Origin of the sequence: Streptomyces sp. NPDC091649, from assembly GCF_044756785.1 — a bacterium.
In the GTDB taxonomy this organism is placed as follows: domain Bacteria; phylum Actinomycetota; class Actinomycetes; order Streptomycetales; family Streptomycetaceae; genus Streptomyces.
This window is the reverse complement of sequence record NZ_JBIVTR010000004.1, coordinates 1-19,051: the sequence shown is the minus strand read 5'-3', so window position 1 is coordinate 19,051 and position 19,051 is coordinate 1. Positions and strand designations below refer to the sequence as shown.

At 73.8% G+C, this 19,051-nt stretch carries 22 protein-coding genes and 2 pseudogenes; 8 read left to right on the top strand and 16 right to left on the bottom strand.

The features are described from left to right. Positions 1-186: 186 nt before the first annotated feature. Positions 187-777: a TetR/AcrR family transcriptional regulator gene (locus tag ACIQMU_RS09755; RefSeq protein WP_402688599.1), complete on the top strand. Its 591-nt coding sequence runs from the start codon at positions 187-189 to the stop codon at positions 775-777. A gap of 52 nt (positions 778-829) precedes the next feature. On the opposite strand, the gene ACIQMU_RS09750 is transcribed toward ACIQMU_RS09755, so the two are convergent. Beyond that, positions 830-2,041: a serine/threonine-protein kinase gene (locus tag ACIQMU_RS09750; RefSeq protein WP_402688598.1), complete on the bottom strand. Its 1,212-nt coding sequence runs from the start codon at positions 2,039-2,041 to the stop codon at positions 830-832. Positions 2,042-2,396: 355 nt separating this feature from the next. Here ACIQMU_RS09750 and ACIQMU_RS09745 point away from each other — a divergent pair, with 355 nt between their 5' ends. After that, positions 2,397-4,580, top strand: coding sequence for a SpoIIE family protein phosphatase (locus ACIQMU_RS09745; protein ID WP_402688747.1), 2,184 nt, complete (start codon positions 2,397-2,399; stop codon positions 4,578-4,580). Positions 4,581-4,614: 34 nt separating this feature from the next. Here ACIQMU_RS09745 and ACIQMU_RS09740 read toward each other — a convergent pair whose 3' ends face one another. From ACIQMU_RS09740 to ACIQMU_RS09720, 5 genes are all read right to left on the bottom strand, one after another. Beyond that, the gene (locus tag ACIQMU_RS09740) at positions 4,615-5,400 is read right to left on the bottom strand and encodes a calcium-binding protein (RefSeq protein ID WP_402688597.1); all 786 of its coding nucleotides are present in this window, start codon (positions 5,398-5,400) and stop codon (positions 4,615-4,617) included. 180 nt (positions 5,401-5,580) lie between these two features. Then, positions 5,581-6,096: a lytic polysaccharide monooxygenase auxiliary activity family 9 protein gene (locus tag ACIQMU_RS09735; protein WP_352242860.1), complete on the bottom strand. Its 516-nt coding sequence runs from the start codon at positions 6,094-6,096 to the stop codon at positions 5,581-5,583. A gap of 250 nt (positions 6,097-6,346) precedes the next feature. Next, positions 6,347-7,177: an HAD family hydrolase gene (locus ACIQMU_RS09730; RefSeq protein WP_402688596.1), complete on the bottom strand. Its 831-nt coding sequence runs from the start codon at positions 7,175-7,177 to the stop codon at positions 6,347-6,349. A 70-nt stretch (positions 7,178-7,247) separates the two neighbouring features. Further along, the gene (locus tag ACIQMU_RS09725; protein WP_402688595.1) at positions 7,248-7,715 is read right to left on the bottom strand and encodes a MarR family transcriptional regulator; all 468 of its coding nucleotides are present in this window, start codon (positions 7,713-7,715) and stop codon (positions 7,248-7,250) included. Between the two features lie 228 nt (positions 7,716-7,943). Then, positions 7,944-8,684: an alpha/beta fold hydrolase gene (locus ACIQMU_RS09720; RefSeq protein WP_402688594.1), complete on the bottom strand. Its 741-nt coding sequence runs from the start codon at positions 8,682-8,684 to the stop codon at positions 7,944-7,946. 22 nt (positions 8,685-8,706) lie between these two features. Between ACIQMU_RS09720 and ACIQMU_RS09715 the strand changes: the two are divergent. Then, positions 8,707-8,987 (top strand): annotated as a pseudogene (locus ACIQMU_RS09715) (transposase family protein); the annotation flags it as partial. Between the two features lie 104 nt (positions 8,988-9,091). Here ACIQMU_RS09715 and ACIQMU_RS09710 read toward each other — a convergent pair. Genes ACIQMU_RS09710 through ACIQMU_RS09700 form a run of 3 tightly spaced genes read right to left on the bottom strand, consistent with a single transcriptional unit; the run spans position 9,092 to position 10,364 of the window. Beyond that, positions 9,092-9,301, bottom strand: a complete 210-nt coding sequence (locus ACIQMU_RS09710) for a DUF397 domain-containing protein (protein WP_402688593.1) — start codon at positions 9,299-9,301, stop codon at positions 9,092-9,094. Between the two features lie 20 nt (positions 9,302-9,321). Then, positions 9,322-9,531: a DUF397 domain-containing protein gene (locus ACIQMU_RS09705; protein WP_352242855.1), complete on the bottom strand. Its 210-nt coding sequence runs from the start codon at positions 9,529-9,531 to the stop codon at positions 9,322-9,324. Then, positions 9,528-10,364 (bottom strand): helix-turn-helix transcriptional regulator, encoded by an 837-nt coding sequence (locus ACIQMU_RS09700; protein WP_352242854.1) that lies wholly within the window; start codon positions 10,362-10,364, stop codon positions 9,528-9,530. The genes ACIQMU_RS09705 and ACIQMU_RS09700 overlap by 4 nt, the downstream gene beginning before the upstream one ends. Positions 10,365-10,471: 107 nt before the next feature. Between ACIQMU_RS09700 and ACIQMU_RS09695 the strand changes: the two genes are divergently transcribed. The 3 genes from ACIQMU_RS09695 to ACIQMU_RS09685 are packed head-to-tail and all read left to right on the top strand — an operon-like array spanning position 10,472 to position 11,621. Continuing rightward, positions 10,472-10,732 (top strand): hypothetical protein, encoded by a 261-nt coding sequence (locus tag ACIQMU_RS09695; RefSeq protein WP_352239731.1) that lies wholly within the window; start codon positions 10,472-10,474, stop codon positions 10,730-10,732. Next, the gene (locus ACIQMU_RS09690) at positions 10,729-11,178 is read left to right on the top strand and encodes a hypothetical protein (RefSeq protein WP_402688592.1); all 450 of its coding nucleotides are present in this window, start codon (positions 10,729-10,731) and stop codon (positions 11,176-11,178) included. The genes ACIQMU_RS09695 and ACIQMU_RS09690 overlap by 4 nt, the downstream gene beginning before the upstream one ends. A 5-nt stretch (positions 11,179-11,183) precedes the next feature. After that, complete coding sequence (locus ACIQMU_RS09685; protein WP_402688591.1) at positions 11,184-11,621, top strand: hypothetical protein; 438 nt, start codon at positions 11,184-11,186, stop codon at positions 11,619-11,621. A 136-nt stretch (positions 11,622-11,757) separates the two neighbouring features. On the opposite strand, the gene ACIQMU_RS09680 is transcribed toward ACIQMU_RS09685, so the two are convergent. Together ACIQMU_RS09680 and ACIQMU_RS09675 are read right to left on the bottom strand one after the other, a co-directional pair. Beyond that, positions 11,758-11,895 carry a hypothetical protein gene (locus ACIQMU_RS09680; protein ID WP_402688590.1) on the bottom strand — a complete coding sequence of 46 codons (138 nt, stop codon included), beginning with the start codon at positions 11,893-11,895 and terminating at the stop codon, positions 11,758-11,760. A gap of 257 nt (positions 11,896-12,152) precedes the next feature. Then, positions 12,153-12,608 carry a VOC family protein gene (locus ACIQMU_RS09675; protein ID WP_402688589.1) on the bottom strand — a complete coding sequence of 152 codons (456 nt, stop codon included), beginning with the start codon at positions 12,606-12,608 and terminating at the stop codon, positions 12,153-12,155. A gap of 22 nt (positions 12,609-12,630) precedes the next feature. Here ACIQMU_RS09675 and ACIQMU_RS09670 point away from each other — a divergent pair, with 22 nt between their 5' ends. Continuing rightward, complete coding sequence (locus tag ACIQMU_RS09670) at positions 12,631-13,341, top strand: CGNR zinc finger domain-containing protein (protein ID WP_402688588.1); 711 nt, start codon at positions 12,631-12,633, stop codon at positions 13,339-13,341. A gap of 62 nt (positions 13,342-13,403) precedes the next feature. Here ACIQMU_RS09670 and ACIQMU_RS09665 read toward each other — a convergent pair whose 3' ends face one another. From ACIQMU_RS09665 to ACIQMU_RS09650, 4 genes are all read right to left on the bottom strand, one after another. Next, positions 13,404-13,886 carry a hypothetical protein gene (locus tag ACIQMU_RS09665; RefSeq protein ID WP_352242848.1) on the bottom strand — a complete coding sequence of 161 codons (483 nt, stop codon included), beginning with the start codon at positions 13,884-13,886 and terminating at the stop codon, positions 13,404-13,406. Positions 13,887-13,898: 12 nt separating this feature from the next. Beyond that, entirely contained in the window at positions 13,899-15,929 is a 2,031-nt protein-coding gene (locus ACIQMU_RS09660; RefSeq protein ID WP_402688587.1) for an FAD-dependent monooxygenase, read from the bottom strand. 79 nt (positions 15,930-16,008) lie between these two features. Next, positions 16,009-17,118, bottom strand: a complete 1,110-nt coding sequence (gene rarD / locus ACIQMU_RS09655; protein WP_356733907.1) for an EamA family transporter RarD — start codon at positions 17,116-17,118, stop codon at positions 16,009-16,011. Positions 17,119-17,282: 164 nt separating this feature from the next. Further along, entirely contained in the window at positions 17,283-18,143 is an 861-nt protein-coding gene (locus ACIQMU_RS09650; RefSeq protein WP_352242845.1) for an SDR family oxidoreductase, read from the bottom strand. Between the two features lie 371 nt (positions 18,144-18,514). Between ACIQMU_RS09650 and ACIQMU_RS09645 the strand changes: the two genes are divergently transcribed. After that, a complete protein-coding gene (locus ACIQMU_RS09645) occupies positions 18,515-18,850 on the top strand; it encodes a winged helix-turn-helix transcriptional regulator (RefSeq protein ID WP_402688746.1) in 336 nt (111 codons plus the stop codon). A 52-nt stretch (positions 18,851-18,902) separates the two neighbouring features. On the opposite strand, the pseudogene ACIQMU_RS09640 reads toward ACIQMU_RS09645, so the two are convergent. Next, positions 18,903-19,051: pseudogene (locus ACIQMU_RS09640) on the bottom strand (2-oxoacid:ferredoxin oxidoreductase subunit beta); the annotation flags it as partial.

The window sequence follows — 19,051 nt, the reverse complement described above, 5'->3', positions numbered from 1 at the left end:
AGGTCGTCCGCGCCGTCGGCCGGGCGAGCCGTCCCCCGATCGGCTCGTCGCGGCACGAACGGCACGAACGGTGCGGACAACGGGAACGACACGACACGGTACGTTCCGTTTCCGCCTGGGTATTGTTCGGCCTTTGGCGACGAGCTGTCAACAAGAGATTGGCTGGAACCCCTCTATGCTCACCGAATGATCACATCGCCGAGCAGCGTGCGCCGCAGCGAACGGTCACGCCGCGCGATCCTGCGGTCCGCCCTCGACCTCTGCACGGAGCGGGGGTACGGGCACGTCACGATAGAGGCCATCGCGGCCGGTGCCGGGGTCAGCAAGAAGACGATCTACCGCTGGTGGCCGTCAAAGGGCGCGGTGCTGCTGGAGGCGTTCACGGACGCCCTGATCGACGCCACCCCGTTCGTGGACACCGGCGATATCGGCGCCGACCTGCGCACCCACGTCGCCGGTGCGGTGAAACTGCTGTCGGTCCCGCCGTTCGGCCCCGCCTACGCGGGCATCCTCTCCGAGCTGCACCACGACGACATCCTGGCCCGGCAACTGCGGGAGCAGCTGATCGATCCGCGCGTCGAGGAAGCGGTCGGCCGCCTGCGCAAAGCCCAGGAGCAGGGCCAGATCCCGCCCGGCGCGGACCTCCCGCTGGCCGTGGAGATGCTGTACGGCCCTCTCTACTACCGCTATGTGCTGCGCAAGCCCGCCCAGGACGAGGAGAGGATCGCCTCCCTGGTGGACCACGTCCTGCGGTCGCTGGGCGCACCGGGCCACTGAGGCTTCCGCCGCAGCCGCCGGGCGGTCACCGGAACCGGGGGAGACCTGACCGCTACGCGAAGCACTCCAGGATCAGCGGCAGATCCTCCAGCCACTCCTGGAGGCGGGCCCGCCGGCGGGCGACGAGAAGACACGGGTGGGCCGTGCCGCGGTGCGGGTAGACGATGACCTTGAGGTGCTTGGGGCCCTCGGCCGCGTACGTCACGGTACTGATCTCCGCCCAGGAGTACTGCGCCTCCGCGCCCTCCGGGCCCAGGGTCACGCCCGAGGCGTCGATCAGGAGGGAGCTCCCCGGGCCGACCGCCACGAACGAGAGATCCTCGTCGCCCGGCGCGCCGCCCACCGGTGCGGGCCCGGTCGGGGCCAGGTGCGGCAGGAGGGCGTTGGACGGGGCGTACGAGGGCGGCGGCGGGGTCACCGCCACGGTGGGGGCGTACGCCGCGGCGGGCGGGTGCGTCCCGGCGTCCGGTACGAACAGGTCCAGCAGGCCCGCCGGCGAGGGCCGCTCCTCAGGGGCCTTGGCCAGGCACGCCGCGAGGACCGGCCGGAGCCCCTCCGGCACCGCGGCCAGGTCCGGCGGCTCGTGCACCGACCGGTACATCAGGCCCATCGGCGTACCCGCCCCGAACGCGCTGCCGCCCGCCGCCGCGACGAGCACCGCGCCCAGCGCGAACACGTCGGCGGCCCCGTCCACCTCCTGCCCCTGGGCCTGCTCCGGGGCCAGGAACCCCGGTGTGCCGAAGGCCGTGCCGGTGGCCGTGAGACGGGTCGACTCCAACGCCCGCGCGATACCGAAGTCCAGGACCCGCGGGCCGTCCGGAGCCATGATGATGTTGCCGGGCTTCAGGTCCCGGTGCACCAGCCCGCAGCCGTGGATCGCCGCCAGCGCCTCCGCGAGCGCCGCGCCCAGCCGCCGCAGCCGCGACTCGTCCATCGGCCCCTCGGCCACCAGGAGCGCGGAGAGGGTGGGCCCGGGAATGTACGCCGTGGCCAGCCAGGGCGCGTCCGCCGTGGGGTCCGCGTCCACCACGGGAGCCGTGTGGAAGCCGCCCACGCTACGGGCGGCCGCGACCTCGGCGCGGAAGCGCTCCCGGAAGTGCGGGTCGCCCGCGAGTTCCGGGCGAGCCACCTTCACGGCGACCGCCCGCCCGCCGCGGGAACGCGCCAGATAGACCGTGCCCATCCCGCCGGCGCCCAGCTCCCGCTCCACGGCGTACCCGCCGATACGTTCCGGCAGGCCCCTGCCGTCCGCCCTGTGCTCCATGCGCTCCGCGCCCCCCTGTGCTTCAGCGGTTCAGTATGGCGCAGGGACCCGGGGCGCCGGCCACCGTTTCGGGGTCCGCCGTTCACGCCTCCGCCGTGCACCGGTGGCCGGGCCGGGCGCGGCGGGTGATGCTGGTCCGGCGCGTGCCGGCACCGGTGCACCGGTGCGCACGAGCCGGAGGGCGGGTGGAGCTGTGGCGGACGCCGAGACCCCGGCCGGGCCTGGAAGGACGGCCGAGACGGCCGGGGCCCGACATTCGGGAGGGACCGAATGCTCGGAAACGGCCGGGAGCCCGGGAGGGGCGGCCGGGACGGCGGGCGCGGGGCCCCTGACGCCCGAGGGCGGACCGGACCAGCTGGACGCGGCCGCGCTGGCGACACTGTTCGCCCAGTCCGCCGTCGGCCTGGTGGTGCTCGACCCGAAGCTCCGGCTGGTACGCGTCAACTCGCTCGCCGAGGGAGAGGAGACCGGGGAGTACATCGGACGCCGGTTCACCGACGCCTTCCGGCTCGACGACCCGGACGGCTGTGAGCAGCTCATGAAGGGGGTCCTCCGCGGCGAAGGCCCGGTGCGCGACCACCTCGTCCGGGGCCGGCTGCGCCGGATTCCCGGCGACCGGGTGTTCCTGGTCTCCGCCTACCGCCTCGACGACCCCGGAGGCCGCCGCGGGGGCACCCCCGCGGGCACCCCGGAAGACGGCTCGGGAGGCGCCCCGGAAGACGGCGCCGCCGGCCCCGACGCGCCCGCCCTCGGCCTGCTGACCGCGGTCGTGGACGTCACCGAGCGGGAGCGGGCCCGCACCAGGGAGGCCACGCTCGCCGCGGTGCGGGACGCGGTCGGCGGCTCCCTCGACGTCGCCGCCACCTGCCGCTCCTTCATCGACGCCCTGGTACCCGATTTCGCCGACCTCGCGGTCATCGAGGTGGTGGACGACGTCCTGCGCGGCGCCGACCCGCCGGTGGGCCCGCTGCCGCCGAGGACGCCGCTGCACCGCGCCGCGAGCGGCCGGTGCGACGCCGTCCGGGACACGGCGGAGGCCGGGAGCGGGTCCCGGGAGTGTCCGGACGGGGCGACCCGCCGCCTCCCCGTCCGTACGCCGTACGCGCTCGCCGCCGCCGACCTGCGGGCCCGACTCGTCCCGCTCCGGCCGGACACCTCCTGGCTGGCAACCGACCCGGAGGGGGCGCGCGCCGTCGCGGAGACCGGTGCCCACTCCCTGATCGTCGTGCCCCTCACCCTGCGGGGCGCGGTCCTCGGGCTGGTCAGCCTCTACCGCTGCGGGGCGGCCGAGCCCTTCGACGACGAGGACGTCTCCCTGGCCGGCGCGGTGGGGACCCGGGCGGCCCTCAGCATCGACAACGCCCGACGCTACGAGCGTGAGCACGTCATCGCCTCGACCGTCCAGCGGCGGCTGCTCCCGCAGGCCGAGCGGCAGCAGGCCGCCGTCGACACCGCGCACGTCCTGCTGCCCGGCCGGGACAGCGGCTGCTGGTTCGACACCATCGCCCTGTCGGGCGCCCGTACCGCGCTCGTCGTGGGCGATGTCGCGGGGCAGGGCCTCCAGTCGGCCATCGTCATGGGCCAGCTGCGTACGGTCATCCAGGCGCTGGCGGGCCTCGACCTGGAGCCGGAGGAGGTCCTCGCCCGGCTCAAGGACACCGCCGACCGGCTCGCCCACGAACGCGCGGCCCTGCCCACGGGAGACCCCCTCCAGGGCGAGCCCCTGAGCGCTGGCTGCGTGTACGGGGTCTACGACCCGTTCACCCGCACCTGCACCGTCGCGCGCGCCGGACACCCCGCGCCGCTGATCGTCGGCCCCGACGGCCGGGCGGTGGCCCTCGACGCACCGGAGGGGCCCGGACTCTTCTCGGCCGACAGCGCCCTCTTCGCCCCGGGCTCCGTCACCCTGGAGGAGGGCAGTCTCCTCGCGTTCTGCACCGCGGACCTGCTCTCCGGAGACCGTGCCGCCGAACGCGTCACGGACACGCTCGCCCGGCCGGGCCGCAGTCTCCAGCAGTTGGGCGACGACATCGTGTACGCGCTGCCCGGGGACACCCGCTCCGCCGGTGCGGCCCTGCTCCTGGCCCGTACGGGTACGGTCTCCGATCACCTGGTCGCCACCTGGGACCTGGCCCAGGACCGCACGGCGCCGGCCACCGCCCGTGGGCTCGTGCGCGACCGGCTCCAGGACTGGGGGCTGGACGAGGACACCGTCGAGTCGACGGAGCTGATCGTCAGCGAACTGGTCACCAACGCCGTCAGCTACGGCACCCCGCCGCTGCGCCTGCGCCTGTTGCTGGACTCCACGCTCACCTGCGAGGTCCACGACGGTTCCACGGCCGCCCCGCACCTGCGGCACGCCCGGACCGTCGACGAGGGCGGCCGGGGGCTGTTCATCGTCTCCCGTCTCGCCTCGCACTGGGGAGCCCGGCACGGGCCGGACGGCAAGGTGCTGTGGACCGAACAGGAGCTGTCGGGCGACGACTCCGAGCCGTCCCCGCCCGCTCGACCCGCCCCGGAGTCGAAGGCTCCGGTCTGAGCCGCGCCGGGCGTCTCGCGGGGCCCGGGAGCGCCTACGGGAAGACGAGGTCCCGGCCGGGGCCGCCCTGAACGGTGTCCTTCCCCGTGCCGCCGGCGACCAGGTCGTCACCGTCCTCGCCGTGCAGCGTGTCGTCGCCGGGGCCGCCGAGGACGACGTCGTCGCCGTCCCCGCCCATGACGTGGTCGTTCCCCCGGCCGGCGTACACGACGTCCGCACCTTCGTACGCGTCGATCATGTCGTCGCCCCGGCCACCCCACAGCCGCTGGTCGCCGTCGTCGCCCATCAGGTGGTCCATGCCGTCACCGCCGTCCAGGACCGCGCGGCCCATGACCATGTCGTCCCCCGCGTCGCCCCGTACGGTGTGCGCGGAGTGCGCGTGCAGTTCGTCGTCGCCGGGGCCGCCGCGGACGGTGGAGACCCCGGGGTCGCTGGTCGCGATCCGGTCGTCGCGGTCGCCGAGGAAGACGTCGATCCTGTCCGGCCGGCCACGGTCGGTGGGCAGCTCGCAGACGACGTAGGTGTCGTACCCGGGTTCGAGGTACGCGCAGTGGTCGCCCGGTTCGAGCGGGACCGCGTCGCGGAAGCCGATCCGCCGTACCCCGTCGCCCCGGTCCATGGGGACCACGTGGAGGTCGTTCGCCTGTCCCGCGGCGGCGGTGAAGGTGATCGACTGCCTCGACCAGTCGGCGCCGACGCGGGCCTTCTGTCCGGTGGCGGTGGGGGCCGCGGCCGCCGGGGCGGCGGTGAGGCCGGCGGCGAGACCGGTGGCGAGCAGGGTCACGACGACGGCGTGGGCGGTGGCTTCGTAGCGCTTCATGGGGCCTCGTCTCGATGGGGCGACCGGTGGGCCGGCCTGTCGGCTGGGCGGCTGCCCGGGGAACCGGCGGGCGGTCGCGAGGACGGCGTCCCCGCGACCGCGTCGGCGCGCTCCGGCGCCCGGGCGGATTCGTCCCGGCGGGGCCGGAGGTGCGGCGGGACCGGGTGGTGCGGTGTCCCGTCAGCTCACGTTGACGTCCACGCAGGCGTAGAAGGCGTTGGCTGTGTCGGCGATGTTCCACACCGCCAGCACCTTCTGCTTGCCGGACAGGCCGCCGAAGCCGACCTGGTGGGTGACGGTCGCACCGGGCCGGGCGCCGCCGTCGTTGAACTCCGCGATCTTCCGGCCGCCCGCGTAGTACTGCCAGGTGCTGGTGGCGTGCCGTGCCGTCAGCCGCCAGTTGAAGCTGGTCGTCCGGCCGACCGGGGTGACCTTCCAGCCCTTGCCGTCGTTGTCGAGCTCGGCAAAGGCGGCGTTGCCTCCGCTACAGCTCATCAGCCCCTTGGGGCCCTCGACGCTCTGCGGCTCGTACTTGATGGAACCGCAGGGGACCACGCCGGCGGCGCACTGGGCCTGTCGGCTGGGGGGTGAGGATATGTAGCCGTGTGCGCTCGCGCTGCCGGCCGGCAGGCTCACGGCCAGGAGCGGGGCGATGCCCGCGCCGATGGCGACGGCCAGCATCTTCTTGCTTTTCATGACGACTCCTCTGTGGGGGTTCCTGCCCGTCCACCCGGAAGTGAATAGGCATGAGCATGTCAAGCAGCAACGCCATGACCGTGGGGCTGTCATGGGTGGCGAAGCAAGCGTACCCCGCTTGGTCTAGACCAAGCTAGTGCCCGTACGGGGCCGCCGTGCCGCCGGACCGGACGCCCGGTTCGCCGAACGGGCGGTACGGGAACCGACGCTGAACCGGCGACATATGTCGGCTCCCGTCGCCGAACAGGCGCTACGCGGCGTCCCGGTCGCCGCCGAACAGGCGCTCCAGGACCACCGCGACCCCGTCCTCGGCGTTCGACAGGGTCACCTCGTCGGCCGCCGCGCGCAGCTGCGGGTGTGCGTTGCCCACGGCCACCCGGTGGCCCGAACCGGCGAACATCGGCAGGTCGTTGGGCATGTCCCCGAACGCGACCGTCCGCTCCGCCCCGATCCCCAGCAGTCCGGCGGCCACCGCGAGACCCGTGCCCTTGTCCACCCCGGGCGGGGCCAGCTCCACCGTGCCGGGCCCCGCCATGGTCACCGTCGCCAGATCGCCCACGGCCCCCCGCGCGGCGGCTGCCAGCGCGTCGTCGCCCAGTTCCGGATGGCGCACCAGCACCTTGATCACCGGCTGCTCCCACAACGCGGCCCGCGAGCCGACGCGTTGGGCGGGAAGCGTGGGATTCGGCATCCGGTACCCGGCCTCGATCAGGGTCACGCCGTCCACGCCGTCCTGGTCCACGGCGGCGAACACGGCCCCGACCTCCGCCTCGATCTTGCCCAGAGCGGTGTCGGCGGCCTCGCGGTCCAGGGTGACGGACCGCAGCAGCCGCCCGCCGCCCGCCCCGGCCTCGTACAGCTGGGTGCCCTGCCCGCAGACGACCGGCCCGCTGTAAGCCAGGTCCGCGAGGAGCGCCCGTATCCCCGGGACCGGCCGCCCGGTGACGATCAGATGCCGGGCCCCCGCGGAGGCCGCGAGTGCGAGCGCGGCGCGGGACCGGGCGCTGACGGTGTCGTCGGGACGCAGCAGGGTGCCGTCCAGGTCCGTGGCGACGAGGGCGAAGGCGGGTGGCGTGGGCATGGGCCCCACCCTAGAAGGGCCCGAACGGCCGCTTGCCCGCCAGGGGTGAATCGGCTATAGGGGGCTGCCGTCAGGCGACCGGCCCGCCGGCGTTACGGATCAGCCGTCGCAGCACCTTCATCGTGGTGACGTAGTCGGCGTCGTCGATGCCGTCGTGCAGTGCGGCGCGGATCGCCGGAGCGTTGCGCCTGAGGTCGACGCGCGTCTGTTCCCCCTCCTCCGTGATCCACAGCCGGCCGCTCGCGTCCCGGGTCAGCCATCCCCGCCGCACGAGTTCCTCGCCCTCGGCCGCGAGGTCGTCCTCGGGCCGGATGTACGACGCCATGGCCTGCTGGAGCTCGGGGACGGTCATCCCTTCGCCGTCGGGCGAGATGTCGTTCGCCGACAGGTTGCGCAGAAGCCAGAACTGCGGCTGGGTGTAGCCCTTCTCGGCCTGCTGCGCCCGGGTGTAGGCGATCAACGCCTCGTAGGCGACCCCGGTCCAGTAGGCGGCGGGCTGTCCGGCGAGTTCGGCGTCGCTGAGCTGCTGATCCGTCATGACGCATGCTCCCTCGGTGGTGCGGTCCGGTCCCGTGCGGCCGTGCGGGCCTCGCGGCCACCGTAGAACCTCAAGCATGGATGAGGGCAAGGTGGTGTCCGGGCGTGGGAGGGGAGCGGGGCGGTGAGCAGGTGACGAGGGCCGCCGGGTGGAGGGCCACCTTTCCCGGGCCGTGGCCGAGCGGCGTCGAACGAACCGCGGCCCGGCCGGCCGGCCGTCCGCCGCCCGTCATGTGTCGTTCGTGCGCAGGAAGGTCTCAAGCCGCTCGGTGAAGCCCGGTGCCGCGGCGACGAAGTGACCGGCGCCCGGATACACACCGCGCTCCCCGCCGAGCACGGCCGCGAGGGCGTCGCAGATCCGCTCAAGCGCGGCCGAGTGGCCTCCGGACGCGACGAGCACCGGGATTCCGGCAGCACGGATCGCATCGAGCTGCGGGCGCGCCTCGCCGGTCGGCCGGCCACCGTGCGCCCGCCGGACACCGGCGGCCACGCCCTCGGGGAGCGGGCCGTCGCCGACGGGAGCACCCGTGAGCCGGAGGAACTCGCGCAGCGCGGCGGGGTCGGTTTCCATACCGTGGGTGAGGACCGTGTTCCCGAGGCGCTCCAGTCGTGCCACCTCCGGATCGTCAGGGACGAGGTAGTTGAGCGGCGGCTCGATCAGGGTGAGGGACCGCACGCCGCCCGGCGCGGCAGCGGCTGCGATCAACGCCCCCAGAGCGCCGTAGGAGTGGGCGACGACATGCGGGCGGCCGACGAGCAGCGGCGCCAGGTCCAGGGCGTCCACGGCGAAGTCCTGACGCCCCTGCGGTGGTGGCGGGCTCGGCGGATAGCCGCGGCGATGGACGTACGCCGGCGCCCACCGGCCGGCCAGGGGAGCGAGCGGCCCCCACGTCGTGCGCGGACCCGCGCCGCCGTGCACGAACAGGACCTCGGGACCGGAGCCATCACGTACGACCGCTATCTCGCTCACGAGGCGAGCGTAGCGGCGCGCGGTGAGCCACGGCCTCGCGTTCGGGCTGCTGTACGAGCACCGCCTGGCGCGCAACACCCGTCGGAGCAAGCTCGGTTGCTTCAAGCAGGCGATGCTCACTCTCGTCCACCTGCGCAAGAACGAGACGTTCGCGCAGCCCGGAGCGGGTTTCGGGATATCCCGGGCCCGCCGCTTGACGGTAGGTGGACGAGACTCTGAACGTCCGGGCTTCCTTGGTGCCAGGGCTCCACAAAACCACTCACCGGCCTCGGCGGAGGCGACCACGTCAGCGTCGAGGGCACCCGTCCGCGAGAAGTCCTTTCCAGGAGTCCTGCGTCAAGAAGCAGCACGGTGGCGGCCCCACCGCGCGGGTACGGTGGGGCCGTTGCTCCGGCGGTCCGGGTGGCTCAGGCGGTGCCGAAGCCCCCGGTCCGGACGCCGGCCACGAAGGCGGTGAACGCTGTGGCGGGGACGTCGAGGACCGGGCCGCTGACGTTCTTGGAGTCGCGGACGGGGACGATGCCGTGCGGGGCGGCGAGGTTGGTGGCGACCTCGACGCACTGGCCGCCGTTGTCGCTGTACGAGGACGTGAACCAACGGGGGGTCTCGGTTGTCACGGGGTGCCCTCTCCTGGTGGTTACGGGTGCTGCAACTCTCCGGACTTGATACCCGTGACGAAGGCCGTGAACGCGCCGGCCTGAACGCTCAGCGCGGGGCCGCTGACGTTCTTGGAGTCGCGGACGGGGACGATGCCGTGCGGGGCGGCGAGGTTGGTGGCGACCTCGACGCACGCGCCGCCGTTGTTGCTGTAGGAGGACGTGTACCAACGGGGAGTCTCGGTTGTCACGGGGTGCCCTTTCGCAACTGCCTGAACATGTCTACGGACGCCGCCTGGGAGGGCGCCACCGCCTGCATCTGATGGTAGGCCGTCAGATGGGAAACCACCGAGCCACTTTCGCGCTCCAGATAGCCCTGCTGCGCCGACTCCGCGTACGACATGAGCGAGCGGTCGGGCAGGGTCAGGATGTAGAGCGGAAGGTCGAACGGGCGGTGCTCGCCCATGTCGAACGTCGCCACCTGGATCACGGTGTTGGGCTGCTCTGCGAACTCGATCAGGCGGTCCATCTGCGCCTTCATGACCGCCGGCCCGCCGACCGGCCTGCGGACGCAGCTCTCGTCCAGCATCGCGAAGACCAGCGGCGGCTTCTCCCGGACCAGGGCCGCCTGGCGTTCCGCGACCAGCGCGACGCGCTCCTGCGCCTGGTCGGCCGTGATCGCCTGTCGCCTGACGGCGCTGTCGGCCAGGACCCTGGCGTACTCCGGCGTCTGGAGCAGGCCAGGGATGACTCCGACCTCGTACAGCCGGATCTCCGCCGCCCGGCGCTCGTAGCCGAGGAACTCCGGGAAGCCCTCCAGTAGGCTGCCGTGCTTGATCTGGCCCAGCTCGCGTTCGAACGACGCCTCGGTCCCGGTGAGCCCCAGCACCCGGTCCGTACTACGCGAAAAGCGCAAGGTCGCGAGTTTGCGACCAGTTTCCACCGACGAGATGTGCGTGCTGGAGTAGCCGTTGTGGTTCCCCAGCTCCTCCTGCGTCCAGCCCCGCGTTTCCCGTAACCCGCGCAGACGTGCACCGTAGGCCGCCTGCGCGGAGGCTTCCGGGTTCAACTCCTTGATGTTCACGGACCCCGCCCCGATCTTCCGTGCCGAATGGGCAAGTTGAATGGCTCCTCACGGTAGGTCACGCTGAATCGCCCCGGTAGTCATTTGGCTACAGAGAGGAGCGATAGGTGTACGGCGAGAACGTTTGCCCGAACGCGCAGCAGCCTCCCGGCCCTCCGGCCCCTGGCACGCTCGTGGTGGACACCGGTCGTGGTGACCGGGTGGGGGAGTTCCGTGGGGTCGCCGGCCCGTACTGGTCGCTGCGGCCTGTGGGTGGTGGGGCCGAGTGGGAGGCCGAGCCGCGGCGGGTCCGGCCCGCGCTCCTGATAGAGCAGCTTCGGGCCAGGACCGCGCGGCTGAATGCCCGCAGTCGGGGTGAGGTGCTGTGAACGCGGCGCAGGTGCGGGGTCGTTGGTATGTCGCCGAGAGTCACGGGGGCGATGCGGCGCGGTCTGTCCGGCTCGGCGGGGTGCTCGCCCCTTCGCGGCGGCTGGCCCTGTGCTGGCTGCGGCGGCAGGCGCGGCGCTTCGCGGACGCGTTGGACCCGGTCCCGTACGCGCCCTGGGTTCCGGCCCGTGCGCTGTATCCGGTCCCTGCCGGGGGGCGGCGTGACGCGCCGGCCGAACTCCGTTGCTGGGCGGACAGCTTCGGTGAGCACGACTATGCGCTGGGGCGGCTCGCGGACGGGCTGCCGTACGAGTTCGTCGCCCGGGACGCGGCGGCCTGGTACGGGCTCGTCATGCGCCCCCTGGCCCCCGCCCGTACCTCTGCCCCTCCCGCCCCTCCGGCCCCTTCAGCCCTTTCAGCCTTTTCAGCCCCTGTCCGGCAAGGATGAGCGTCATGTTGCAGTGCACCGCCTTCACCGAACTTCCCGAGATGGGTGCGCGCGTCGCGCTCATGGGTCTGGCGGACGGGCCGGGTCAGGCGTCGGAGGCGCCCGATCTGGACGACTTCCTGCTCTGTGAACTCGGTGAGCACGACGGGGCGGTCGAGCACGCGGCGCAGCTCTGGTCGGCGTCGGCTCCCGCCGGGCGGGATCTGTGGATGTTCTGGGCCGACGGTGGCGGGCGCAGGACGTTCCGCTTCACGGAGCTGCTGCCGTGTCCGGCCGTCATCCGCCGGTTGTCCGTCAGGGAGGGTGACGCCTGCGTGCTGTACGACCGGCACCCGGCCGCGCACTCCTGGGATGTGAGGGACCCGCTCGCCGACCTGATGGCGGAGCGCATCCGGGAGGACGTGCGACGCGACCGGGACGGAGCCGACGGGGAGGAACCCTGAGGTCACGGACCGGGCAGAGGTCGTCGTGGGCCGGGCCGAGGCCCTGTGCCTTCGCGGAGGCCATGGGCCCCCGCGCCGCCCCCGGACTACGACCCCTCGCGGCCTCGCGGCCTCCCGGCCTCGTGGGTCGGTACGCCTAGCGCCGCTTGCGGCCTACGGCGTTCCGCAGGCCGCCGGTGAGCGTCCCGACGCCGGTGCGCAGGTTGACGTAGTCGAGGGCGGTGCCCACGCCGCGTGCGGCCCACCGGAACGCTCTCACCAGGTGTTCGTCCATCGCGTCTGTCGCTCCCTTTGCTGCGCGTCGTTTCCCTGTACGACGCATCTACCGTAGCGGTGGTTGCCCGGCCGGCCGCGGGCGGTGGCGTGGTCATGGGTCCCGGCGCCCGCCTCGGGTGCCGGCGCGGCGAGCCGGTGCCGCCTGCCGCCTGTCTGTACGGGCTGCGCCGACGTGACGCACCTCGCGGCCGCCGGTACGGGTCCGGCTCGCGCCGACCGGGCGGGGCCCGGGCGGAAGCCGCGGGTCGCGGGGGATCAGTTCAGGCAGAACTCGTTGCCCTCGGGGTCCGCCATGACGATCCAGCTCCCGCCCTGCTCGTCGACCGTGCGCAGTGCCCGCGCGCCCAGCCCCTCCAGCCGCTTCGCCTCCGCGTCGCGCTGCCCCGGGGTCGCGTGCACATCGATGTGGAGGCGGTTCTTCACCGTCTTCGGCTCGGGCACCCGCTGGAAAAGCAGCCTCCGCCCCTGCCCCGTACCGCTGACCTCGTCGTACGGGTCGTCCGGATGCCGGGCCGCCGCGAGGTCGAGCCAGGCGCGGCGGCCGTGGGCGTGGGTCGTGGCGGCCTCGGGCACGGCTCCGGCCGTGAGCAGCCGCTCGATCAGCGGGCTGTTGTCCTCCACGAGATAGCCGAGGGCTGCCGCCCAGAATCCCGCCTGCGCGTGCGGGTCGGTGCTGTCGATCACGAGTTTCCAGGACAGTGTCTGCGTCATGGAAACCGTTTATAGTGGTTACATGAGTGAAAAGGCAACGGACGCGCCGGAACAGGGGGAACGGCCGGGGCCGGGGCGGGAGGAGCCCCCGGGGCTGCTGCTCCGGCATCCGGACGGGAGTTCGTTCCGGTTCGATCCGGGCGCGCTGTGTCTGGAGCTGCTGCCGACCGGGGGGCCCGGCCGCCTGTCGCACTTCGAGGTGCTGCACGAACCGGCCGACCTGATGCGCTGGGCGGCGGAGAGTCGGCTGCCCGACGGGCTCGGCGCCCGTACCGGCTCCGGCGCCCGTACCGGTTCCGGCCCGGCAGCGCTCGTCGTGAGCGCGGCGGAGGTGGCGGACGCGCGTGCGCTGCGTGACGCCCTCTGGCGGCTGGCGGAAGCCCATGTGCAGGGAACGCCGCCCCTTCCGGACGACCTCGCCACCCTCAACGACGCGGCGGCGCACCCGCCGCTGGCGGCCCGGCTGACGGCGGGCGGCGATCGGGCCTGGGCATCGGGGGGCACCGGGGCCGGGCTGCTGTCCACCGTCGCCCGTGACGCGATCGACCTGTTCACGGGGGCCTACGCCCACCGGATCCGCACGTGCGGCGCGCACGACTGCCGCCTGCTGTTCGTGGACACGTCCCGCCCCGGCCGACGTCGCTGGTGCTCGATGGAGCGCTGCGGCAACCGCCACAAGGTCCGGGCCCATCGGGCCCGGCTCACCGCCACCGGTCAGGCCGCTCCTCCGTGATCCGGGGCCGAGCCTGGTGACCGCGGTCCCGGGGCGGGGCCGGGGCCGGGGGCGGGGGTGGCTCAGGTGGTGCAGGCGGGGCAGGCGTGCCGGTCGATCGCGGCCAGCAGGCGCAGGGCCGCCGTGCGTACGGCCGGTGCCGGGGGAGGGGTCCCGACGCCGGTCCCGGGTGCGCCGGGAGCGGCGGCCAGACGGGCGGCCGTGGCGCGGCCCGCCGCCACCGCCTCGTGCGCGGCGCGGGTCCACGCCGGGTGGCCGGCGTTTCCGGCGGCCAGGATCGTGGCGAGCAGATCCAGGACGCCCGCCCGGTCCCTGACCGTGTCCGTCATCGCCAGCTCCCAGAGGAAGGGCACCGTCGCCGCCGTCGAGTCGAAGACGGGCGGGGTGCCGATCCACCGCTCCAGATCGCCCAGGGCCTCGTCCGAGGTCGGAGCGTCACCCCAGGCGATCCGCGACAGCACACCGGGAACCTGGGAAGCGGAACCGTACGCGTGCCGCAGCTCATGCCACCGCACGTTCCTCATGGCCCCCAGGACAGTCCCCATCCGGGCACTCAATCAGCCTTTACCGCACGCGTCCACCATGTCGGGCGACCGTCCCGCGGACCGGTCCGCTCCGTGTATCCGGCGCAGGTACTCCCGTACCGCGCGGGGGTCGTCCGCCGAGGCGTACACGCCCACGTGATGGTCGGGGCGGACCACCACGACGATGCCCGCGCCCGCCCCGCCGGAGGCCCTCGTTCCGTACGCGGCGGCCGCGTGGCCCGCGTCGTCGACCACCGCCCCCGGCTCCGCCCCGGCCCGGTCCTCGTGCGGGGCGTACACCCGGCAGGTCCGCACCCCGGCGCCGCCGAACGACGTCCCCGCCTCGCGCAGGACCGCCGCGCTTCCGGGGCCGAAGCCGAGGACCGTGGTGCGGGGGCCCGCGAAGACGCGGTGCAGGCGGGTACGCGCTCCGGTCGCCGCGTCCACGCACGGGGCGTCCGGGGCCCGGTCCCCGGCGTACGGGGCGGACCTCCCGGCGGCGGGCGCCCGGCCCCCGGTGTCGGGCGCCCGGCCCCCGGCGGCGGAGGCGGCTGGGTCGGCTGGGTCGGCTGGGTCGGCTGGGTCGGAGGGGACGGCGGGGACGGCGGGGACGGTGGAGGCGGTGGAGGCGGTGGATGAGCCGCCGTCGGTCTCCGGGGAGGCGGGAGGGCGGGGCGAGCCGTCGACGGCCTCCGGCGCGACGGGAGGGTGAGCGGGGCGGGCGGCGAGGGAGCTCCAGCGGTAGCCGACGTCCAGGCCGGTGGTGTCCGGGGTGATCGCCGCGTCCAGGCCCCCGCCGGGCCGGCGGATCGCCTCCAGGGTGGCCCGCAACCGCTCCGAGGTGAGGTCCAGGGTCCGGGCGGCCACGGGGAGCCGCTCCTCCTCGTAGGTGTCCAGCAGTTCTTCGTCCGCGTGCCCGGCGAGGACCAGGCCGAGCTTCCAGCCCAGGTTGAACGCGTCCTGGATGCCCGTGTTCATCCCGAGGCCGCCCGCGACGGCGTGCACGTGCGCCGCGTCGCCCGCCAGGAAGACCCGCCCGGCGCGGAAACGGTCCGCCATCCGCACGTTGACCCGGTACGTCGACAACAGCTCGGCCCGCACCAGGGCCTGGCCGGGCAGCGCCGTGTGGTGGGCGAGCAGCCGCCGGAACCCGTCGGCGGTGGGCGCGAGGGGCCGCCCCCGCCCGTCCCGCTCCGGCCCGGCCTGGAACCACCAGCCCGCCCGCGTACCGGGGACCGGGCAGAGCATGACCGCGCCGTCCTCGTCGAACCACTGGTGCCAGCGGGCACGGTCCAGAACGCCCTCGACCAGGTCGACATCGCCGCAGACCATCACCTGGTCCTCGTCCGTGGTCCCTTCGAACCCGATCCCGAGCAGCTTCCGTACAGCGCTGTGGGCGCCGTCGCAGCCGACGACGTACCGTGCCCGCCCCGCCGGCCCTTCGGCGTACGTGACGTCGACATGGCCCCTGCCGCCCCCGCTGCCCCTGCCGCCCCTGCTGCCCCTGCCGCCCCTGCTGCTGCCCCGGCCGCTCCCGCTGCTGCCCCGGCCGCTCCCGCCGCTGCCCCGGCCGTGCCCGCCGTCCTCGTCGAACCCGGTGCCTCCCGGGGCTCCCCCGCCTCCGGCTCTCCCGCCCCGCCCCTGCGTCAGTCCCACGACCTCGCGGCCCAGCTCGACACGGACGCCGTACCCGGCCAGCCGGTCCCGGAGGACTTCCTCCAACCGCCACTGGGCGATCAGCCGTCCACGGTCGTAGGGGGCCTCGGGGGACGGCGCGGAGTCCGCCCACGGATCGGCCTCCGCGACCGGGAGGCGGTCACGGTACTTGAGCATCGGCAGCGGAGCCGAGCCCGCGGCGAGCACCTCCTCGGCCACCCCGAGGTCGTCCAGGATCTCCAGGGACCGGGGGTTGGGGCCCTTGGCGCGCGAGGTGCGCGGCGGCGCGGGCGACCGGTCCACGATCCGCACGGCAGCGCCGCGCCGGGCCAGATCGCAGGCCAGCACCAGCCCGGTGGGCCCCGCTCCCACGATGAGTACGTCGTCGCATACGTCCATGTCGGCCATGCCTGCCCGCTCCCTCTGTCGCCTCGTCCGGCGGTACCGTCCGGGGCATCAGAAAAGCGCAACCGAGTCAAAAAAGCAACTAGGTTACTTTTTCTTGCGCGGGCTCCCCGGGGCCCGCGGGCCGCTCGGGCGCGGTCGGCCCGCCAGGCGCTGCGCGAGGGGCGGCGGACGCGGGAGGAGGAGTGGGGGAGGCGACGGATGCGGGAAGCGGAGCGGCGGTCGCGGGCGCCGCGGGTGAGGGGGGCGGGTTCGCGGTCGCGGGCGCGGCGGCCGCCGTCGTCAGCAGCTTGAGCGCCAGAGCCCGGTTGCGCCGAGCCGTCCGCAACGCGTCCCAGGTCAGCAGTGACAACGCCAGCCAGACGAGGGCGAACCCGGCCCACCGTTCGGGCGGCATCGACTCATGGAAGTAGAGGACGCCCAGACCGAACTGGAAGACCGGGGCCAGATACTGGAGCAGCCCCAGCGTGGACAGTGGCACCCGGACCGCCGCCGCACCGAAGCAGATCAGCGGGATCGCCGTGACGATGCCCGTCGCGGCGAGCAGGAACCCGTGTCCCGCGCCCCCGGCCGTGAACGTCGACCCGCCGGTGGCGGCGAGCCAGAGCAGGAAGCCGAGCGCGGGCACGAAGAGCACGGCGGTCTCGGCGGCCAGGGACTCCAGGCCGCCCATGTTCACCTTCTTCTTCACCAGGCCGTACGTGGCGAAGGAGAACGCCAGCACCAGGGAGACCCAGGGCGGCTTGCCGTACCCGATCGCCAGAACGAGAACGGCGACCAGGCCCGTGGCCACCGCGGCCCACTGGACGGGCCGCAGCCGTTCGCCCAGCAGCAGGACGCCCATGGCGATGGTGACCAGCGGATTGATGAAGTACCCGAGTGAAGCCTCGACCACCTGACCGTTGTTCACCGCCCAGATGTAGAGGCCCCAGTTGACCGTGATGGTCGCCGCGGCGACCGATATCAGGCCCAGCCGGCGCGGGTCGCGCACCAGCTCGCCGATCCACGCCCAGCGCCGTACGACCAGCAGGGCGACGGTGACGACGCCGAGCGACCAGACCATCCGGTGGGCGAGGATCTCGATGGCCCCGGACGGTTTGAGCAGCGGCCAGAACAGCGGGACCAGGCCCCACATCCCGTACGCGCCGAATCCGTACAGCAGACCCGCTCGCTGTTCGTTCTTCCCCTCCACGTGCCCTCCCGGCCCGCCCGCGCCGGCCAGTCCGCCGACGGGACGACGGTAGCGCCGGCAGGGCCGTGTGTCATAGCCGTCTCGCGGAAACACTCATGACACTGCATGTGACTGGCTCATGACGCCGCCGGACAGCCCTGCGGGGGAGGGGCAGGAGCCGAGGCTCAGGCGGCGGACAGGGCGGCGCGCACGGTCTCGGCGAGGGGCGTCGTCGGGCGGCCGATGAGCCGGGCGAGGTCGCCGCTCGTCCCCGCGAGCCGGCCCCGTCCGATCGCCTCGTCCACATCGGCGAGGATCGCCGCGAGAGCCTCGGGCAGCCCCGCGCCGACCAGGATCTCCTGGTGTGCGGCGGCCGGGACGTTCCGGTACGCGATGGTCTCGCCGGTCAGTTCGGACAGCAGCGCGGCGTACTCGGAGAACGACCACGCGGTGTCGCCGCTCAGCTCGTAGGAGGCGCCCAGGTGGCCCTCGCCGGTCAGTGCGACGGCCGCGGCGGCGGCGTAGTCGGCCCGGGCGGCGGAGGCGACACGGCCGTCGCCCGCGTTCGCGACGACCGCGCGGTGCGCCAGGACCGGGGCCAGGTTGGCGGTGTAGTTCTCCGTGTACCAGCCGTTGCGCAGGAAGGTGTACGGCAGTCCGGAGTCGAGGATCAGCCGCTCGGTGGTCCGGTGCTCGTCGGCCAGCGTGAAGTCCGCCTCCGGCCCGCCGAGGATGCCGGTGTACGCGAGCTGGGCGACGCCCGCCGCCTTCGCCGCGTCGATGACCGCGGCGTGCTGCGGCACCCGCCGGCCCACCGCGCTGCCGGAGATCAGCAGCACGCGGTCGCCGGCGCGGAAGGCTCCGGTGAGGGTCTCGGGGCGGTCGTAGTCCGCGATGCGCAGCTCCACCCCTCGGGCGGCGAGGGCGGCGGCCTTCTCCTTGTCGCGTACGACCGCGACGACCTCGCTTGCTGGGACGGTGGCCAGCAGGGCGTCGACGACGAGGCGGCCGAGTGCGCCCGTGGCTCCGGTGACAACGATGCTCATGTGGGTCTCCGCTTTCTGGGATTCGGGTTCGGGTTCGGGTTTCGGTTTCGGACTGAGGCTCGGGAGCGGCGGCTCGGACCCGGTGGTTCGGCCCGCTTGCGCGCCTCGGTCACGACCTTACGGGTAGCGCTAACTGAGAGAAAGTACCCACTTTGAAGTAAGGTACTGGCATGGCAGTGAGTGCGAAGAACGCGACGAGCCCGCAGAGCCCGGAAACTGCGCAGAGCCCGCAGAGCCCGCAGAGCCCGCAGAATGCGGAGCGACCGGAGGGATCGCCGGGCGTGGAGGCTTCACAGGGCTCGGGCGGGGGCGCGGCTCCGGGCGGGGGTGCGGCTCTTTCCTCTGTCCTGTCCTGGGACGTCAACCAGCCCATGTGCCCGTCCCGGCTGATCCTGGAGCACGTGACGAGCCGCTGGGGCGTCCTCGTGCTGGCGGCGTTGCTGGAGCGCTCGTGCCGCTTCAGCGAACTGCGCCGCGCGGTGGCCGGGGTCAGCGAGAAGATGCTGGCCCAGACCCTCCAGACGCTGGAACGCGACGGCTTCGTCCACCGGGACGCGAAGCCGGTGATCCCGCCCCGCGTCGACTACTCGCTCACGCCGCTCGGCGTCGAGGCCGCCGAGCAGGTGTGGGCGCTCGCCCGCTGGACCGAACGCCAGGTGGACGCGGTGCAGGCGGCCCGCCGGGCATACGACGGGGCCCGGGCCTGATCCCCTGGGAGAACCGGGCCCGAACCCCGGGCGGCGCGCGTACGGTCGGAGCTCAGCCGACGACCGTCCAGGTGTCGTTCCCGGCGAGGAGCGAACCGAGGTCGCCCTTGCCGTCGCGTTCGAGGGCGGTGTCCAGCTGGTCTGACATCAGCGTGTCGTAGACCGGTCGTTGGACGCTGCGCAGCACTCCGATGGGGGTGT

What these genes read in the sequence shown, in the direction of transcription:
- ACIQMU_RS09680 (WP_402688590.1), bottom strand. Translation starts at nt 11,895, where the DNA reads ATGGACGAACACCTGGTGAGAGCGTTCCGGTGGGCCGCACGCGGCGTG.
- ACIQMU_RS09755 (WP_402688599.1), top strand. Translation starts at nt 187, where the DNA reads ATGATCACATCGCCGAGCAGCGTGCGCCGCAGCGAACGGTCACGCCGC.
- ACIQMU_RS09740 (WP_402688597.1), bottom strand. Translation starts at nt 5,400, where the DNA reads ATGAAGCGCTACGAAGCCACCGCCCACGCCGTCGTCGTGACCCTGCTC.
- ACIQMU_RS09650 (WP_352242845.1), bottom strand. Translation starts at nt 18,143, where the DNA reads ATGAGCATCGTTGTCACCGGAGCCACGGGCGCACTCGGCCGCCTCGTC.
- ACIQMU_RS09670 (WP_402688588.1), top strand. Translation starts at nt 12,631, where the DNA reads ATGAGTGAAAAGGCAACGGACGCGCCGGAACAGGGGGAACGGCCGGGG.
- ACIQMU_RS09665 (WP_352242848.1), bottom strand. Translation starts at nt 13,886, where the DNA reads ATGGGGACTGTCCTGGGGGCCATGAGGAACGTGCGGTGGCATGAGCTG.
- ACIQMU_RS09725 (WP_402688595.1), bottom strand. Translation starts at nt 7,715, where the DNA reads ATGACGGATCAGCAGCTCAGCGACGCCGAACTCGCCGGACAGCCCGCC.
- ACIQMU_RS09730 (WP_402688596.1), bottom strand. Translation starts at nt 7,177, where the DNA reads ATGCCCACGCCACCCGCCTTCGCCCTCGTCGCCACGGACCTGGACGGC.
- ACIQMU_RS09685 (WP_402688591.1), top strand. Translation starts at nt 11,184, where the DNA reads ATGTTGCAGTGCACCGCCTTCACCGAACTTCCCGAGATGGGTGCGCGC.
- ACIQMU_RS09750 (WP_402688598.1), bottom strand. Translation starts at nt 2,041, where the DNA reads ATGGAGCACAGGGCGGACGGCAGGGGCCTGCCGGAACGTATCGGCGGG.
- ACIQMU_RS09675 (WP_402688589.1), bottom strand. Translation starts at nt 12,608, where the DNA reads ATGACGCAGACACTGTCCTGGAAACTCGTGATCGACAGCACCGACCCG.
- ACIQMU_RS09645 (WP_402688746.1), top strand. Translation starts at nt 18,515, where the DNA reads ATGTGCCCGTCCCGGCTGATCCTGGAGCACGTGACGAGCCGCTGGGGC.
- ACIQMU_RS09735 (WP_352242860.1), bottom strand. Translation starts at nt 6,096, where the DNA reads ATGAAAAGCAAGAAGATGCTGGCCGTCGCCATCGGCGCGGGCATCGCC.
- ACIQMU_RS09660 (WP_402688587.1), bottom strand. Translation starts at nt 15,929, where the DNA reads ATGGCCGACATGGACGTATGCGACGACGTACTCATCGTGGGAGCGGGG.